This is a genomic window from Rhodococcus rhodochrous (genome assembly GCF_900187265.1).
Classification (GTDB): domain Bacteria; phylum Actinomycetota; class Actinomycetes; order Mycobacteriales; family Mycobacteriaceae; genus Rhodococcus; species Rhodococcus rhodochrous.
The window spans coordinates 1114692-1129820 of the sequence record NZ_LT906450.1; the positions used below are offsets into that span (position 1 = coordinate 1114692).

Below are 15129 nucleotides of genomic sequence, written 5' to 3' on the forward strand. Positions count from 1 at the left end.
GTCGGTTCCTCGTGGCGGTTGCGCTGGGAAACGAGCGGATGCTCAGTGCAGCGTGACGGTCAGAGCACTGACGAGCGATGCCGCCGCGACCGCCGTGGCAGGTTCGGGCTCCAGTGCGACCAGCACGACCCGCTCGTTCCGATCCCGCGCCGACCCGCCGGATTCGGCCAGCACCACCACCGCACCCCGGGCGAGGACGTGCGCGCCGGGCAGGGGGCCGTCCTCGGTCTCCGTGACCGTGAGGACGTCGACGCGGTCGCCTTCGCGGAGCAGTTCGCTCACACCCGCGTCGGCGAGCCGGATGGGCACCACGCGGGCCTCGGTGGAGCCGGTGGCGGCTGCGGCGAGACGAGGACCGAGGAGACGGGCGTCGACGAGCGGTTCACCGGCCGGCACGGGGCCGGCGAGAGTGTGGCCCAGGGCGTCGTCGACGTGGTGCAGGGTCCCGGCGACCACAGTGGACCGATCGCGCTCCACGTGAGCGACATCGTCGGCCGTGAGGGTGTGCCCGGGCGCGAGATCGTGAGCCGCGACGACAACCGTCGCACGATCGGTGTCGGGGTCGCCGCGCAGGGCGAGGATCACCGCAAGGGCGGCGAGGAGTCCGGCAGCGATCCGGCGGGCCCGGACGATGCGCGACCGGCCGGGGCGGAGGAGTTCGACGAACCGGTCGGGGAGCGTGGGCTGCAGCGAGGCGCCCGCAGAGGAGTGCGAGCGGTGCGGACGCGCGCTCTCACGCCGGAGGAACGGGAAGGGGCCGACGGACATGCCCCGAACCTAGGAGGTGGGGATGCCCTGTCGGCCCCGATGAGCCCTCGGAACCGGCGGTCTGTGGATGACTCGACCGCCTGTGGACAAAGGAGTCCGGGAAGGTCAGCTCGCGGCGGCAGCCGGAGCCGAGGAGGTGCTGCTCGACGACGAGCTGCTGTCGCTGGACGAGGAGCTGCTCGAGCTCGTCGACGCGGATTCGCTCGCAGTGCTGCCGCTGCGGGAGTCGGTGCGGTAGAAGCCGCTGCCCTTGAACACGATGCCGACCGAGTTGAAGAGCTTGCGCAGCTTGCCTTCGCACTGCGGGCATTCGGTCAGGGAGTCGTCGCTGAAAGACTGCACGATGTCGAACTTGTTGTCGCAGGCCGTGCAGGCATATGAGTAGGTGGGCACCGGTGATCCTCCGCCAGTTCGTCGAACCGCAGTTTTCGTAGTACTGCAGTTTTGGCACTCTACCGCCGACAGTGCCAACAGCGCTAGGGAGTGTGTTGTTCCGCACGGTCGTCGCTACCGAGCCGGACCAGCCCTTTCCCGGGTGTCAGCGCCCATCCCATACGGATGTCGTGGGGGTCCTCGGGGAGTTCGTCGACGAGCTCTTCGTCGCGGACCACCGCGATGATCACGGCCTCGGGTGAGGCGAGGTGCAAGGTGCGGTCGTAGAAGCCGGCGCCGCGACCGAGTCGCACGCCCCGCACGTCGACCGCCAGTGCCGGGACGAGCACCGTGTGAGCCTCCGCCACCGCCTCGGGCGGGTAGATCTCACCGCCCGGCTCGCGGAGCCCGAAATCGGCCGCCATCAGCGTCTTCTCGCCCATGTAGCGGGCCCACGACAGTGGTTCACCGGTGCGTGTCACCGGGACGAGCACGGTTGCTCCGGCCTCGGTCAGGGCATCGAGGAGTGCGATGGATCCGGGCTCCGAACCCACCGGCACGTATGCGCACACCACCGACCCCGCCGGGGCGAGCGTCGAGGCCACCGTGGCGAGCGCGGTGTCCTCGATTCTGCGCCTGGCGGCACTCAGCTCACGCCGAGCTGTAAGAATGCGGTCACGCCAGACCGCTTTCGGGGGTGGGGGCATGTCTGCGCCTTACGATCGCCGAACCACCGTCCTCGGTGGCCGAAGTTTAGGGTGGGAGTCTATGACGAACAGTACGACCGGAGGCACGCGGCATTTCAAGACCGCGGTTGTCCCCGCAGCAGGTATGGGGACGCGGTTCCTTCCCGCGACCAAGACGGTCCCGAAGGAACTCCTTCCGGTGGTCGATACGCCCGGCATCGAGCTCGTGGCGGGTGAAGCCGCGGAGTCGGGCGCCGAACGCCTTCTCATCGTGACGGCGCCGGGCAAGGACGGCGTGGTCGCGCACTTCGTCGAGGACCTCGTCCTCGAGTCCAAGCTCGAGGAGAAGGGCAAGTACGAGCTCCTCGCCAAGGTCCGCAAGGCCCAGGGGCTGCTCGAGGTCGAGTCCGTGGTCCAGGAGAAGCCGCTCGGCCTCGGTCACGCCGTGGCGTGCGCCGAGGAGGCGCTCGATCCCGACGAGGACGCGATCGCCGTGCTGCTGCCCGACGACCTCGTGCTGCCCGTCGGCGTGCTCGAGACGATGCAGCGCGTCCGCGCCAAGCGCGGCGGTTCCGTGCTGTGCGCGATCGACGTGCCCAAGGAACAGGTCAGCGCGTACGGCGTCTTCGACGTCGAGGTCGTCCCGGACGCCGTCAACCCCGACGTGCTCAAGGTTCTCGGGATGGTCGAGAAGCCGGCCGTGGAGGACGCACCGTCGACCTTCGCTGCCGCCGGCCGCTATCTGCTCGACCGGGCGATCTTCGACGCACTGCGTCGCATCGAGCCCGGAGCCGGGGGAGAGCTGCAGCTCACCGACGCCATCGCCCTGCTCATCTCCGAGGGCCACCCCGTCCACGTGGTGGTGCACCGCGGAACCCGACACGACCTCGGAAATCCCGGAGGCTATCTGCGCGCTGCGGTTGACTCGGCGCTGAACACCGAAGAGTACGGGCCCTCGCTGCGCGAGTGGCTCATCGAGCGCCTGAAGCGCTGACTGCAGGACGGGCTGGAGGACGAGAAGCGGTATGCGGTCGGTTGAGGATCAGCAGGCCAGGGTCACGGCGGCGGCAGTCGCACCCCGGCCGGTCCGGGTGGCCATTTCCGAGGCGCAGGGTCTGCTGTGCGCGGAGGAAGTGGTCACCGAGCGACCCCTACCCGGATTCGACCAGGCGGCGATCGACGGATACGCCGTGCGCAGCGTCGACCTCCAGGCCCCGGCCGACACCGACGGTGGGTCCGCACCCGCCGAGGTGACGCTGCCGGTCGTGGGCGAGGTGCGTGCCGGTTCGCGTCAGCCGATCCGTCTCCAGCCCCGTCAGGCGGTGCGCGTCGACACCGGTGCGCCGCTGCCGACGCTCGCCGACGCGGTGCTGCCGCTCGACAACACCGACGGCGGTGCGGCGCGCATCAAGGTGCTCGAACCGGTGCGGTCCGGCGACTACGTGCGCCGCACCGGCGACGACGTCCAGCCCGGCGACATCGCGGTGCGGGCCGGGACGATCATCGGGGCCGCCCAGGTGGGTCTGCTCGCCGCGGTCGGCCGCGACAAGGTGCTCGTCCATCCGCGCCCGCGACTGTCGGTCATCTCCGTCGGTGGCGAACTCGTCGACGTCGATCGAACCCCGGGACCGGGACAGGTCTACGACGTCAACTCCTACGCGCTGGCTGCGGCCGCGCGTGATGCCGGAGCCGACGTCAACCGGGTCGGGATCGCCAGTACCGACCCGAAGCGGCTGCGCGAGGTCGTCGAGGGTCAGCTGATCCGCGCCGAGATCGTCGTGATCGCCGGTGCCGTGGGCGGCGGTGCGCTCGAGGAGGTTCGCGAGGCGCTGTCCGATCTCGGCGAGCTGGGCGTCGAGCGGATCGCGATGCATCCGGGCTCGGTTCAGGGCTTCGGGCGTCTCGGCCGCGACGAGGTGCCGACCTTCCTGCTGCCCGCCAACCCAGTGAGCGCGCTCGTCGTGTTCGAGGTGATGGTCCGGCCGTTGATCCGCATCGCGCTCGGCCGGCGCCAGCCGATGCGCCGCGTCGTCTCGGCACGCACGGTCGCCCCCATCACCTCGATCCCCGGTCGCAAGGGTTTCCTGCGCGGCCAGCTCATGCGCGACGAGACGACGGGCGACTATCTCGTGCAGGCGCTCGGCGGCGCCGCAGGCTCGTCGTCGCACCTGCTCGCGACCCTCGCCGAGGCGAACTGTCTCGTCATCGTCGACCCCGAGGTCTCCGAGATCCGCACGGGAGATCCGGTGGACGTGGCGTTCCTCGGGCAGCGTGGTTGATGTCCCGTCATCCCGGCTGGCCGGCCGAGCTCGGGCCGCTGCGGGTGGCCGGGGGCGTGGTGACCGTCCGATCGATCCGACTCCGCGACGCCGCGGCGTGGAGCCGCCTGCGTCTGCGTGATCGCGCGCATCTCGAGCCGTGGGAGCCGACCGGTGAGGCGCCGTGGGACATGCGGCACCACATCTCGGTGTGGCCGGGGCTCTACCGCAGTCTGCGGTCGGAGGCCCACAAAGGCCTGATGCTGCCGATGGCCATCGAGTTGGACGGCAGGTTCTGCGGTCAGCTGACGGTTGGCAACATCGTGCGCGGAGCGCTGCGCTCGGCCTGGATCGGCTACTGGGTGGAGAAGGAGGTCAACGGCCTCGGTGTCGCGACCGCCGCCGTCGCCCTCGGGCTCGACCACTGCTTCGGCCCGGTCGGGCTGCACCGTGTCGAGGCCACCGTGCGGCCCGAGAACGAGCCCAGTCGCGCGGTGCTGCGCAACGTCGGCTTCCGCGAGGAAGGTCTGTTGAAGCGCTATCTCGACGTCCAGGGCCGATTCCGCGACCATCTGCTGGTCGCGATGACGGTCGAGGAGGTGCCGGGCTCGGTCTCGGATCGCCTCGTCCGTGCCGGTCGCGCGACCTGGTCCTGACCACTTCCCGTCTCGAGTCGGGTTCGTCCGTTATGTAACGCAGGTTACTCGCAACTCGAGTAACAATCCCCAGCGCGTGTGGGATCCCTGTGATTAGAGTGAAGAGAGTGTCAGTTGGTTTCGCGTGACTCGAGTGACGTCTGTTGTCGATTGAGTCGGCGTTTCTGTACAGGTAAACGCGGTGATGCCGTTAGCCTCATGTAGGTCGGTGGCGTCGACGGGCTGGTAGGGCGACGACTGGAGGGAGGACCACCGGATGCCGAACTCGCTTCTGTGGATCGGGCTCGTTGCCGTGTGGTTGTTCGTTCTGGTGCCCATGCTGGTCACGAAGCGTCCTCGAATCCGGCAGACGACCGACGCCGCGCTCGCAACTCGAGTTCTGCACCGCGGAGACGACGAGCCGATCGCCCCTCGAGGGCCGGCCGCCGGGCACCGCAGCGATCCTCATTGGCGTCCGAGTCGTGACCGCACGCACCGCACACCCGCGGAGGACCGCATGAACACTGAACTCGACGACAGGCCGGAGATCGATTCCGACGAGGCCGACGTCCACGACGAAGCAGCACCCGACCGTGAGCCCGTGCGCGCACACGCACCGCAACGCCGGGGCCGCGGCGGATTCGACCCGCACGCCGATGCGGTCGCCAGCGCCGCACGATACGAATTCCGGCAGCGGGCCGTCCTCGGCCTGCTGATCGCCGCGATCATGACCTCGGCGCTCGCCCTGATCGTCTCGTCGGTCATGTGGTGGCTCGCCGGTCTCGCGGCCGTGGCCCTCGTCGCCTATCTGTTCTACCTGCGGCGCCAGGTGCATCTCGAGCAGGAGATCCGGCGGCGTCGCCTCGCACGACTGCAACGGTCCCGCGCGGGGGCCCGCGGCGGCCACGACGACGTTCCGCAGCGACTGCGTCGCCCGGGGGCCGTGGTCCTCGAGGTCGACGACGAGGATCCGGAGTTCGAACATCTCGATCGTTACGAGGACGACTACGGCATCGACCACGGCTACGATGTCCGGGCGAGCGGCGGCGACGACGAGTCCGGCGACTACGTCGTTCCCCGCGCAGTGGGGGAATGATCGTCCGACGATGCTTCCGGCGGGGCCCGCACCGAATCGGTGCGGGCCCCGGCCCGTCTGCGGAGCAGGTCGCGAAATCGCCTGTCACCTGCGCCGACACTCCGATTTCGTGATGGACGGGGTGGTTTGCTAGAGTTTGCGAGTCGGTTCCCTCGGAACCTACGGGGCTGTGGCGCAGTTGGTAGCGCGCTTCGTTCGCATCGAAGAGGTCAGGGGTTCGATTCCCCTCAGCTCCACCCCCGAAAGCCCCGCCCTCGGCGGGGCTTTCGTCGTATGCGGGGTCATTCGCTGGCGGGTCCACGCCGAACCCGGCAGACTGTGTGGCATGGACCACAGGATGAGTGACGACGAGTTGCGTCGGGCGATCCGGGTACTGCGCGAGCGCGCCGATCTCGCGCGCAGCGAGAATCGCCACGACGATGTCGAGATGATCGAGCGCACGATTCGGCAATACCAGGAGGAGATGGCACAGCGGCTCTGAGTTCCGTCCCCGGAGTGGAACACGAACACTCCGGCCCACAAGTCGCTTCGCGCAGACACACAAGTCGCTTCGCTCCGGCGCATCCGGTTCGTCCGTGGCGCGCCGGAGCGTCGTGTCGTCACGGCGACGTTAGGGTGTCGCCATGGCGATCACCGACCTGCGCGGAACCAAATTCCTTGTGACCGGCGCGGCCAGCGGAATCGGCCGCGCCCTGGCCCATGCCGCTTCCGAACGCGGGGCCCGGCTGGTGCTCACCGACCTGCAGGAGGAGGCCCTCGACGAGGTCGTCCGCAGCGTTCGTGAACGCGGCGGCACCGTCCTGCACTCGGCCGCCCTCGACATCTCCGACTACGAGGCCGTCACAGCCTTCGCCCGCGACGTGCACGAGGCGTGCGGGTCGCTCGACATCGTCGCCAACGTCGCCGGAGTATCGGTGTGGGGCACCGTCGACCGGCTGAAGCACGAGCACTGGAAGCTCATGGTGGACGTCAACCTCATGGGGCCCATCCACGTCATCGAGAACTTCGTACCGGCGATGATCGAGGCCGGTCGCGGCGGGCACATCGTCAACGTCTCCTCTGCCGCCGGGCTGCTCGCCCTGCCGTGGCATGCCGCCTACAGCGCAAGCAAGTTCGGTCTGCGCGGGGTATCGGAGGTGCTGCGGTTCGACCTCAAGCGCGACGGCATCGGTGTCTCGCTCGTCGTCCCGGGGGCCGTGCGCACACCGCTCGTCGACACCGTGCAGATCGTCGGCGTCGACCGCGACCGCCCCGAGGTCCGCAAGCTCACCCAACGGTTCGTCCGGCACGCCGCGACGCCCGAGAAGGTGGCCGAGCGCATCGTCGCCGGCATCCTGAAGAACCGCTTCATGGTCTACACGTCGTTCGACACCAGGTTCGGTTACTGGTGGGCGCGTAAGTTCGCACCGCCCTACAACCTGGTCATGCAGGCCGCCAACGACTACTTCCGTCGCGTCGTCGGCACCAAGTGATCTCGGTGGATCCGACCCCGCTGAGCGGGGCCGGATCCACTGAACTCACTCCGACGCGCGGTGCAGCTCGGCGTGCAGGTGGTGCGTCAGCGGGGTGTCGGCGTGGGCCATCCAGAAGTCGTAGACCAGCGTGTCGCCGTCGACCTCGAAGCGCCGCCGGACCTCGTGTACGGGTTTGGCCTCGGGCGAGCGCTCCAGGGTGAGGGTGGTGAAGTCCAGCACGCCGCCGGCCGGCCTGGCCCGCTGGATCTCGACGAACCCGGTGGGCTGCGAGACGAGCAGTTCGACGTCGTCGCCGCTGCGGCGCAGGTAGCCGTTCTCCGTGTGCAGCGGGCGTCCCTCGGTCCGGTGCCGCGTACGGCTGACGTACATCAGGAACGGCTTGCCGGGGATGGTGGCGAACTCGATCGTCTCGTCGTACGCGAAGTCGTCGATGGTGGGGTAGTGGCCGTCGCCACCTCCGGTCCAGCGCCCGGCGAACGGTGCCAGGCACCCGAGCGGGTCGTCGGCCATGAAATCTCCCTCGTGTTCTCGGATCGGTGTGTTCTTCGCAATCGTTGTCGCCGTACTCGACGCGCCTGACCCGGCTGCCGCCGTCCTGCGCGATACCGTGAGCATATGAGTCATCGCTGGGGTGTCGAGTCCGAAGTCGGTGAACTCCGCGCCGTGATGCTGCACCGGCCCGGTGCCGAACTCGAACGCCTCACGCCCCGCAACAACGACCAGCTGCTCTTCGACGCCCTGCCGTGGGTGGCGCGCGCCCAGGAGGAGCACGACGCCTTCGCCGACCTGCTGCGCAGCCGCGGGGTCGAGGTGTTCCTGCTGGCGGACCTGCTCACCGAGACACTCGAGGCCAGCGGCGCCGCGCGGGTGCAGAGCGTGTCGTCGGCCGTCGACGCACAGCGTCTCGGTTATGCGCTCGCGGAGGAGCTGACGGGCCATCTGCGTGCCCTGCCCGCTGCCGAGCTCGCCCGGATCCTCATCGCGGGCATGACCTTCGACGAGCTGCCCGCGGTGGGCAGCGGCGCGGCCCCGTCCCTCGTGCGGCTGATGCACCACGGTTCCGATTTCGCGATCGCCCCGCTGCCGAACCTGCTCTTCACGCGCGATTCGTCGTTCTGGATCGGGTCACGCGTCGCGATCCCCAATCTGGCCTTGCCCGCACGCCGTCGCGAGACCAGCCTCACCGACCTCATCTACGCCTTCCATCCGCAGTTCCTCCACGTGCGCCGCGCGTACGAATCGCACACCGCGCCCGTCGAGGGCGGCGACGTGTTGCTGCTCGCGCCCGGCGTCGTCGCCGTGGGGGTGGGGGAGAGGACCAGTCCGGCCGGTGCGGAAGCGTTGGCGCGCAGCGCCTTCGACGACGGGCTCGCGCACACCGTGCTGGCGGTGCCGATCGAGCAGCGACGGGCGTCGATGCACCTCGACACCGTGTGCACGATGGTCGACGTCGACGCGGTGGTGATGTACCCGGCGATCCGGGACAGCCTCCAGGCGTTCGCCATCCACCGCGAGAACGGCGCGGTGCAGATCTCGGGGCCGCGCCCCTTCCTCGAGGCCGCCGCCGATGCGATGGGGATCGAGAAACTGCGCGTCATCGACACCGGTCTGGATTCCGTTGTCGCCGAGCGTGAGCAGTGGGACGACGGGAACAACACGCTGGCCGTGGCGCCCGGCGTCGTCGTCGCCTACGAACGCAATGTCGAGACGAACACCCGCCTCGAGGATTCGGGGATCGAGGTGCTGCGGATCGCCGGGTCGGAACTCGGTTCCGGCCGCGGCGGTCCGCGATGCATGTCGTGCCCGCTCTCGCGGGCGATCCTGTAACTCCTCGTCAGAGGATCTCGCGCACCTTGTCGACCGGACGCGCGAGGACGGTGCCCTTGTCGGTGACGACCAGCGGACGCTCGATGAGGATCGGGTTCGCGACCATCGCGTCGAGCAGTTCGTCCTCGGACGCGTCGGCCAGGTTCAGCTCCTTGTAGAGCGATTCCTTCTTCCGGATCGCCCGACTCGGTGTGAGACCTGCCGCATCGAGCAGCGCCTGCAGTTCGTCTCGGGAGGGCGGAGTCTCGAGATATTTGATGACCGTGGGTTCGAGTCCGTTCTCCTTCAGCAACGCCAAAGTGTTGCGTGACGTGCTGCAGCGCGGGTTGTGATAGATCGTCGCCGTGGTTGCCATGGCCCGATTCTGCCCGCGCAGTCCGTAATCCGCTGCCACCCGCCGCCGTGTTGCCCGATTCGTCCCTGTTGAACCCGTTGGGCAGCGTTACTACGATTTCCGCGCCCTGAAGTTTTTCGAATTCTCTCTCAGAAAAGGCACGGAGCACGATGCTCAAAGGTTTCAAGGATTTCCTGCTGCGCGGAAACGTCGTCGAACTCGCCGTCGCAGTGGTCGTCGGCGCGGCGTTCACGTCCATCGTCACGGCGTTCACCGATCACATCGTGAACCCGCTGGTCGCCGCTGTGGGTGGCGACAACGAGATGGGCTTCGGCTTCCGCCTGCTCTCGTCGAACGACGCGACCTTCGTCAACCTCGGTGCCGTCATCTCCGCGGCGATCAACTTCTTCATCATCGCCGCCGTCGTCTACTTCGTGCTCATCGTGCCGGTCAACGCCGCCAAGGCCCGCTTCGCGCCGGAGAAGGAGCCCGAGGACGAGCCGCTGAGCGAGACCGATCTGCTCATCCAGATCCGCGACCTGCTCGAGACCGGCAGCTACAACCACGCCCCTGCCGACGCGCCCTCGGCCGAAGCGCCCGTCAAGGTCACCGAGCGCTGATAACCTGCGAGAATGCTCGACCTCACCATCGATCCCGACTCGCCCGTCCCGCCGTTCGAGCAACTGCGGCGACGCATCGTCGACCTGGTCCACGATGGTGAGCTGATCGCTGGTACCAAGCTGCCCACGGTCCGGGGCCTCGCCGACACCCTCGGCATTGCACCGAACACGGTCGCCAAGACCTATCGGGAACTCGAGAAGCTGGGCGTGCTCGAGGCCCGCGGGCGGGCTGGGACGTTCGTCGCCGACACGGGCGATCCCACCCGCACGCGGGCCCAGCGATCCACCAACGAGTACGTCGCCGAGGTGAGGGCACTCGGGATGTCCGACGAGGAGATCCTCGAATTCGTCTCGGCCGCCCTGCGTGCAGGCTGACCTGCCGATCTGCGGGCTCGCGCAGAGTATGCATGTCGCGTCCGAAATGTGACGATTTTCTCGGGTTCGGCGATTCCGCTCCGCAGGCGCCCGAAACTTGCAAGGTTTGTTCGCATGAATGTCCCTGGTGATCGGCCCGGGTCCGAGGAGATCGACGAGGTCTCGGGCGCCCGTGCTTCTGAAGTAGCCGCGTCCGCGGCGCGCCCACCGCAGACCGACAAAGTGGTCTTCGGAGTCGCTGCCGCGCTGGTCGCGGCGATCGTGGTGTGGGGTCTGGCCGCCACCGAGAACTTCGGGACCGTTACCGGGAACATCCTCGACTGGATCGTCGTCGAGTTCGGTTGGTTGTTCGTGCTCACGGCGAGCGGATTCGTGTTCTTCGCGCTCTGGCTGGCGGTGAGCCGATACGGCCGGATCCCGCTCGGCAAGGACGACGAGAAGCCGGAGTTCCGCACCGTCAGCTGGATCTCGATGATGTTCGCCGCCGGTATGGGCATCGGCCTGATGTTCTTCGGTGTCGCCGAGCCGCTCTCGCACTTCGTCGATCCGCCACCCGGAAGCAACGGCGGCACCGGCGTCGCGATGGCGACCTCGATGTTCCACTGGAGCCTGCATCCCTGGGCGATCTACTCCGTCGTGGGTCTGGCCATCGCGTACGGCACCTTCCGCAGGGGTCGCAAGCAGCTCATCAGCTCGGCGTTCATCCCGTTGCTGGGACGCAGGGCCGAAGGTCCGCTCGGCAAGGTCATCGACATCCTCGCCCTGTTCGCGACCCTGTTCGGCACGGCGGCGTCGCTCGGCCTGGGTGCGCTGCAGATCGGATCGGGCTTCGAGGTCACCGGCTGGCTCGATACGGCCGGCGTGATGCTGCTCGTCGCGATCGTCGCGCTGCTCACGCTCGCGTTCATCGCGTCCGCGGTCACGGGTGTCGCCAAGGGTATCCAGTACCTGTCGAACATCAACATGGTGCTCGCCGCGGTCCTGGCGGTCTTCGTGTTCGTGCTCGGGCCCACCGTCTTCATCCTCAACCTCGTGCCCACCACCCTCGGCGCGTACGCTGCGGAGTTCGCCCGCATGTCGGCCCGCACGGCCGCCTCCAACGAAGCCGCAGGCGAGTGGCTGTCGAGCTGGACGATCTTCTACTGGGCGTGGTGGGTCTCGTGGGCGCCCTTCGTCGGTATGTTCCTCGCCCGCATCAGCCGTGGACGCACCATTCGCGAGTTCATCATCGGCGTCATCCTCGTCCCGAGCCTCGTGAGCCTCATCTGGTTCTCGATCTTCGGTGGCGCCGGCATCGGACAGCAACTGGACGGGTACGACATCGCGGGCGCCGACAGCGTCGAAGGACAGCTGTTCGGGGTGCTCGGAAACCTTCCGCTCACCGGTATCGCCACGGTCGTCGCGATGCTCCTCATCGCCATCTTCTTCATCTCCGGAGCCGACTCCGCGTCGATGGTGATGGGCAGCCTCAGCCAGCGCGGCACCCTCGCACCGAATCGCGGCGTGGTGATCTTCTGGGGCGGACTCACGGGCGGCGTCGCGGCCCTGCTGCTGTGGAGCGGCGGCGAGGAAGCGCTCAACGCCCTGCAGACGATGACGATCATCGCCGCAGCTCCCTTCCTTCTGGTGATGATCGGTCTGTGCGTGTCGCTGTACCGGGATCTGCAGCGCGACCCGCTGATCACGGGTGGGCGCAGGAAACGGACACTGCGCAAGGTCGAATGACCGAACGGTCCCGCATCGAGGGCGTCGAGTTCCTGCTCGACGTCCTCGATCCGTGTCCGGGCACGTCCGTCCTCGCGATCGACGCCGGGTCTGCCTCCGCCGTGGTCGCCGAGCACGTCGGCCCCCACGGCCGCGTGCGCGTGGCACCCTCGGTGACCCGCGCCCACGAGTTCGCGCAGCGGGAGAAGTTCGACCGCATCTACGCACTCGACATCCCCGACCTCCGCGAGGACACCGCCGCCGCGGCCGCCCTCGCGCCGCTGCTGACCGACGACGGACAACTGTGGGTGATCGACGAGGCGGGGCCGGGGGAGGACACCGGAACCGTCTCGATGACGGTGAGCACCGTTCTCGCACGGGCAGGATTCGTGATCGTCGACATCCTCGAACGTGGGTCGCGGGTCGCGGTGTGGGCGGCGGCCGGACGACGGCATCACGGGTGACACACGACGCCGCGTGCCTGCGGTGAGTTGTCGCCCACCCCGAGTACGGTGTCGCCTGCCCGGCAGTTGCTCTTCGAGAGGAGTGCGCGTGACCGACACCGACCGATTCGACGAGGCCCTCGACCGCGATTGGTCCCGTTACGCCTCGCAGCTGGCCCGGCGCATCTCCGAACTCGCCGGATCCGACGCCTTCGAACTGCACGCCGAGACCGCCTCGGGGCCCGCGGCCTGCGTGCGGGTGCTCGCGAGCGCCGGCGGACACGCCACGATCGAGGTCACCGGATCCGAGCCGGTCACCAGGCCCGTGTCCGAGGCCGACATGCTCGCCCGGCACATCGTGTCGGTGCTGCGCGGTCGCGGGAAGGTGCCGCATCCGGCCTTCCTGCAGGCACACCCGCCCTCCGCCCTCGGCGACCTCCGCGAACGCGTGAGCGATGCGCTCGCGCACGCCCTCGGGCGTCCCGTGCCGGTCGACGCCGACGGCGATTTCGTCGTGGTCCTCGACTCCCAGGTGGTCTTCGTCGTGATCGACGACGACGGCAGCATCAGGCTGTGGGCCCCGCTGCTGCACGCGATCCCCGAGGACGACACCCCGGGAGCCGCACCCGCCGGCGGTCGCAGCCACGCGCTGGCCGAGCTCACCGAACTGAACCGGACGTGGCCGCACATCAAGGTGGTGCTCGTCGAGGACCGGCTCGTCGCCACCGTCGATCTGCTCGGCGATCCGTTCGTGCCCCGCCACCTGTCCGAGCTGCTCCAACGACTCAAGGGCTTTCTCACGGTCGTCGACGAGCGATTCGCGCGCCGCTTCGACGGCGTCCGCTACGGCTCCGACAGGGACCGCGACGTCGAACTGCCCGAGGGCAGCGTGCTCGACGAGCCCAACTGAGCTCTCCTCGGGACCAGCGACTGCGCTCCGCTCAGCGCCAGCTGGGGAGCCACAGCTGGTCGTTCCAGTGCTCCGGGGTGATCGGCAGCGCCGTGAGGATCGGCCACAACCACACGAAGTTCGCGATGACGAGCCCTACGTACAGGCACACCACGAGCAGCCCGGTCGTCCGTCGTTCCGTCGAGGCGTGCGGCGACCCGAGGATGTCGCCGAGCACCAGCGCGACACCCATCACCAGGAACGGCGCCATCGGCACCGCGTAGAAGTAGTACATCTGCCGGTCGAGGCTCGCGAACCACGGGAGGATCCCCGCGCCGTATGCGGTGAGCACCGCGGCCCACCGCCAGTCGCGGCGGACGAGCAGCTGCCACAGTCCCCATCCGAGCACCGGCACCGACACCCACCACAGCGCCGGCGTTCCGATCAGCATCACGGCCTTGACGCACTGCTCGGCGTCGCATCCGCTGATCCGCTCGCCGTCGGCGAAGTAGTACAGCATCGGACGCAGGCCCATCGGCCACGTCCACGGCTTCGATTCCCAGGGATGCTGGTTGCCGGCCGAATTCGTCAGGCCGGAGTGGAACTCGAGGACGCTCGCGCTGTAGTACCAGAGCGATCGCAGCGCGTCGGGCACGAACGAGAACATCCCGTCGTGGCCGATCCGCGAGCCGACCGCGTGACGGTAGACGCCGGTCTCGCTTGCGAACCACGCCCAGTAGGTCGACAGGTACACCCCGAGCGGGACGAGCACGAGGGCGTACAACGCCGGGCCGATGTCGCGCAGGGCCGTCCCGACCCACGGTCGCTGCACCCGGTACGCGCGACGCGTCGCAAGATCGAAGGCCACGGACATCAGCCCGAAGAACGCGATGAAGTACAGACCCGACCACTTGGTGCCCACCGCGAGACCCAGCAGGATGCCCGCGCCGAAGCGCCACCAGCGCACACCGAAACGCGGACCCCACACGCTGTCGAGGACACGGCCCTCGGCGTGCACCTTCGCCATGCGGGCACGTACGTCGTCGCGATCGACGATCAGGCAACCGAAGGCGGCGACGACGAAGACCGCCTGGAAGATGTCGAGCATGCCGAGGCGGGACGACACGAAGGTCACCCCGTCGACGACGAGCAGCAGACCGGCGATCGCGCCGAGCATCGTCGAGCGGGTCAGCCGCCGCACGATCCGCACGACCAGCAGGACGAGCACGACGCCGGCCGCCGCGGCCGAGAAACGCCAACCCCACGCGGTGTAGCCGAACAGTGCCTCGCCGAGCGCGATCATCTGTTTGCCGACGGGCGGATGCACGACGAGCCCGTAGCCGGGGTTGTCCTCGATCCAGCCGCCGGTGAGCACCTGCCAGCCCTGCGGTGCGTAGTGCTTCTCGTCGAACACCGGTGTCTTCGCATCGGTGGGGTAGTTGAGCATCGTGAACCGCGTGATCGCAGCGAGCGCCGTGACGAAGGCGGTGACGATCCAGCCACGCGCCCGATCTCCGGGGAGGGGCTCGGGTCCGGGCACCAACGGGCCGGGACCGATGAGGCGACGATCCTGCGCTGCCGACGGACCACGGCCGGGGGCCTGTGAAGGGCTGCGGTCCGTCACGGTCACGTTCCGATCGTAGGCTG

General features: G+C 68.6%; 18 protein-coding genes and 1 tRNA gene. 13 read left to right on the forward strand and 6 right to left on the reverse strand.

Features of this window, described 5'->3' with window-relative positions:
* Positions 1-42: 42 nt before the first annotated feature.
* From CKW34_RS05255 to CKW34_RS05265, 3 genes are all read right to left on the reverse strand, one after another.
* On the reverse strand, positions 43-768 hold the full coding sequence (locus CKW34_RS05255) for an SAF domain-containing protein (RefSeq protein WP_059381676.1): 726 nt from the start codon (positions 766-768) through the stop codon (positions 43-45).
* A gap of 105 nt (positions 769-873) precedes the next feature.
* Entirely contained in the window at positions 874-1161 is a 288-nt protein-coding gene (locus CKW34_RS05260; RefSeq protein ID WP_016692918.1) for an FmdB family zinc ribbon protein, read from the reverse strand.
* An 83-nt stretch (positions 1162-1244) separates the two neighbouring features.
* Complete coding sequence (locus CKW34_RS05265) at positions 1245-1847, reverse strand: 5-formyltetrahydrofolate cyclo-ligase (protein ID WP_059381675.1); 603 nt, start codon at positions 1845-1847, stop codon at positions 1245-1247.
* A 61-nt stretch (positions 1848-1908) separates the two neighbouring features.
* Between CKW34_RS05265 and CKW34_RS05270 the strand changes: the two genes are divergently transcribed.
* The 7 genes from CKW34_RS05270 (at position 1909) to CKW34_RS05295 (ending at position 7287) form a co-directional block, all read left to right on the forward strand.
* Entirely contained in the window at positions 1909-2820 is a 912-nt protein-coding gene (locus CKW34_RS05270; RefSeq protein WP_059381674.1) for a UTP--glucose-1-phosphate uridylyltransferase, read from the forward strand.
* Positions 2821-2851: 31 nt separating this feature from the next.
* The gene (gene glp, locus CKW34_RS05275) at positions 2852-4105 is read left to right on the forward strand and encodes a molybdotransferase-like divisome protein Glp (RefSeq protein ID WP_059381673.1); all 1254 of its coding nucleotides are present in this window, start codon (positions 2852-2854) and stop codon (positions 4103-4105) included.
* Positions 4105-4740, forward strand: coding sequence for a GNAT family N-acetyltransferase (locus CKW34_RS05280; RefSeq protein WP_059381672.1), 636 nt, complete (start codon positions 4105-4107; stop codon positions 4738-4740). The genes glp and CKW34_RS05280 overlap by 1 nt, the downstream gene beginning before the upstream one ends.
* A 256-nt stretch (positions 4741-4996) precedes the next feature.
* Entirely contained in the window at positions 4997-5815 is an 819-nt protein-coding gene (gene sepX / locus CKW34_RS05285; RefSeq protein ID WP_059381671.1) for a divisome protein SepX/GlpR, read from the forward strand.
* 163 nt (positions 5816-5978) lie between these two features.
* Positions 5979-6051, forward strand: a tRNA-Ala gene (locus tag CKW34_RS05290).
* 101 nt (positions 6052-6152) lie between these two features.
* Complete coding sequence (locus CKW34_RS24245; protein WP_153811617.1) at positions 6153-6296, forward strand: hypothetical protein; 144 nt, start codon at positions 6153-6155, stop codon at positions 6294-6296.
* A gap of 142 nt (positions 6297-6438) precedes the next feature.
* On the forward strand, positions 6439-7287 hold the full coding sequence (locus tag CKW34_RS05295; RefSeq protein WP_059381670.1) for an SDR family oxidoreductase: 849 nt from the start codon (positions 6439-6441) through the stop codon (positions 7285-7287).
* 45 nt (positions 7288-7332) lie between these two features.
* Here the strand turns inward: CKW34_RS05295 and CKW34_RS05300 are convergent, their stop codons facing one another.
* The gene (locus tag CKW34_RS05300; RefSeq protein ID WP_059381669.1) at positions 7333-7800 is read right to left on the reverse strand and encodes a heme-binding beta-barrel domain-containing protein; all 468 of its coding nucleotides are present in this window, start codon (positions 7798-7800) and stop codon (positions 7333-7335) included.
* Positions 7801-7905: 105 nt separating this feature from the next.
* Here CKW34_RS05300 and arcA point away from each other — a divergent pair, with 105 nt between their 5' ends.
* The gene (gene arcA / locus CKW34_RS05305) at positions 7906-9117 is read left to right on the forward strand and encodes an arginine deiminase (protein ID WP_059381668.1); all 1212 of its coding nucleotides are present in this window, start codon (positions 7906-7908) and stop codon (positions 9115-9117) included.
* 7 nt (positions 9118-9124) lie between these two features.
* Here the strand turns inward: arcA and arsC are convergent, their stop codons facing one another.
* Positions 9125-9472, reverse strand: a complete 348-nt coding sequence (gene arsC, locus CKW34_RS05310; RefSeq protein WP_059381763.1) for an arsenate reductase (glutaredoxin) — start codon at positions 9470-9472, stop codon at positions 9125-9127.
* A 149-nt stretch (positions 9473-9621) separates the two neighbouring features.
* On the opposite strand from arsC, the gene mscL reads away from it, so the two are divergent.
* The 5 genes from mscL to CKW34_RS05335 all read left to right on the forward strand — a co-directional run bounded on the left by mscL (position 9622) and on the right by CKW34_RS05335 (position 13503).
* A complete protein-coding gene (gene mscL / locus CKW34_RS05315) occupies positions 9622-10071 on the forward strand; it encodes a large conductance mechanosensitive channel protein MscL (protein WP_059381667.1) in 450 nt (149 codons plus the stop codon).
* 12 nt (positions 10072-10083) lie between these two features.
* Positions 10084-10446 carry a GntR family transcriptional regulator gene (locus CKW34_RS05320; protein WP_059381666.1) on the forward strand — a complete coding sequence of 121 codons (363 nt, stop codon included), beginning with the start codon at positions 10084-10086 and terminating at the stop codon, positions 10444-10446.
* Positions 10447-10560: 114 nt separating this feature from the next.
* Positions 10561-12171 carry a BCCT family transporter gene (locus tag CKW34_RS05325; protein WP_059381665.1) on the forward strand — a complete coding sequence of 537 codons (1611 nt, stop codon included), beginning with the start codon at positions 10561-10563 and terminating at the stop codon, positions 12169-12171.
* Positions 12168-12614, forward strand: a complete 447-nt coding sequence (locus tag CKW34_RS05330) for a hypothetical protein (protein ID WP_059381664.1) — start codon at positions 12168-12170, stop codon at positions 12612-12614. Before CKW34_RS05325 ends, CKW34_RS05330 begins: the two co-directional genes overlap by 4 nt.
* An 88-nt stretch (positions 12615-12702) precedes the next feature.
* A complete protein-coding gene (locus CKW34_RS05335) occupies positions 12703-13503 on the forward strand; it encodes a T3SS (YopN, CesT) and YbjN peptide-binding chaperone 1 (protein WP_059381663.1) in 801 nt (266 codons plus the stop codon).
* Between the two features lie 31 nt (positions 13504-13534).
* Here CKW34_RS05335 and CKW34_RS05340 read toward each other — a convergent pair whose 3' ends face one another.
* Positions 13535-15112, reverse strand: coding sequence for a dolichyl-phosphate-mannose--protein mannosyltransferase (locus tag CKW34_RS05340; protein ID WP_059381662.1), 1578 nt, complete (start codon positions 15110-15112; stop codon positions 13535-13537).
* Positions 15113-15129: the final 17 nt, after the last annotated feature.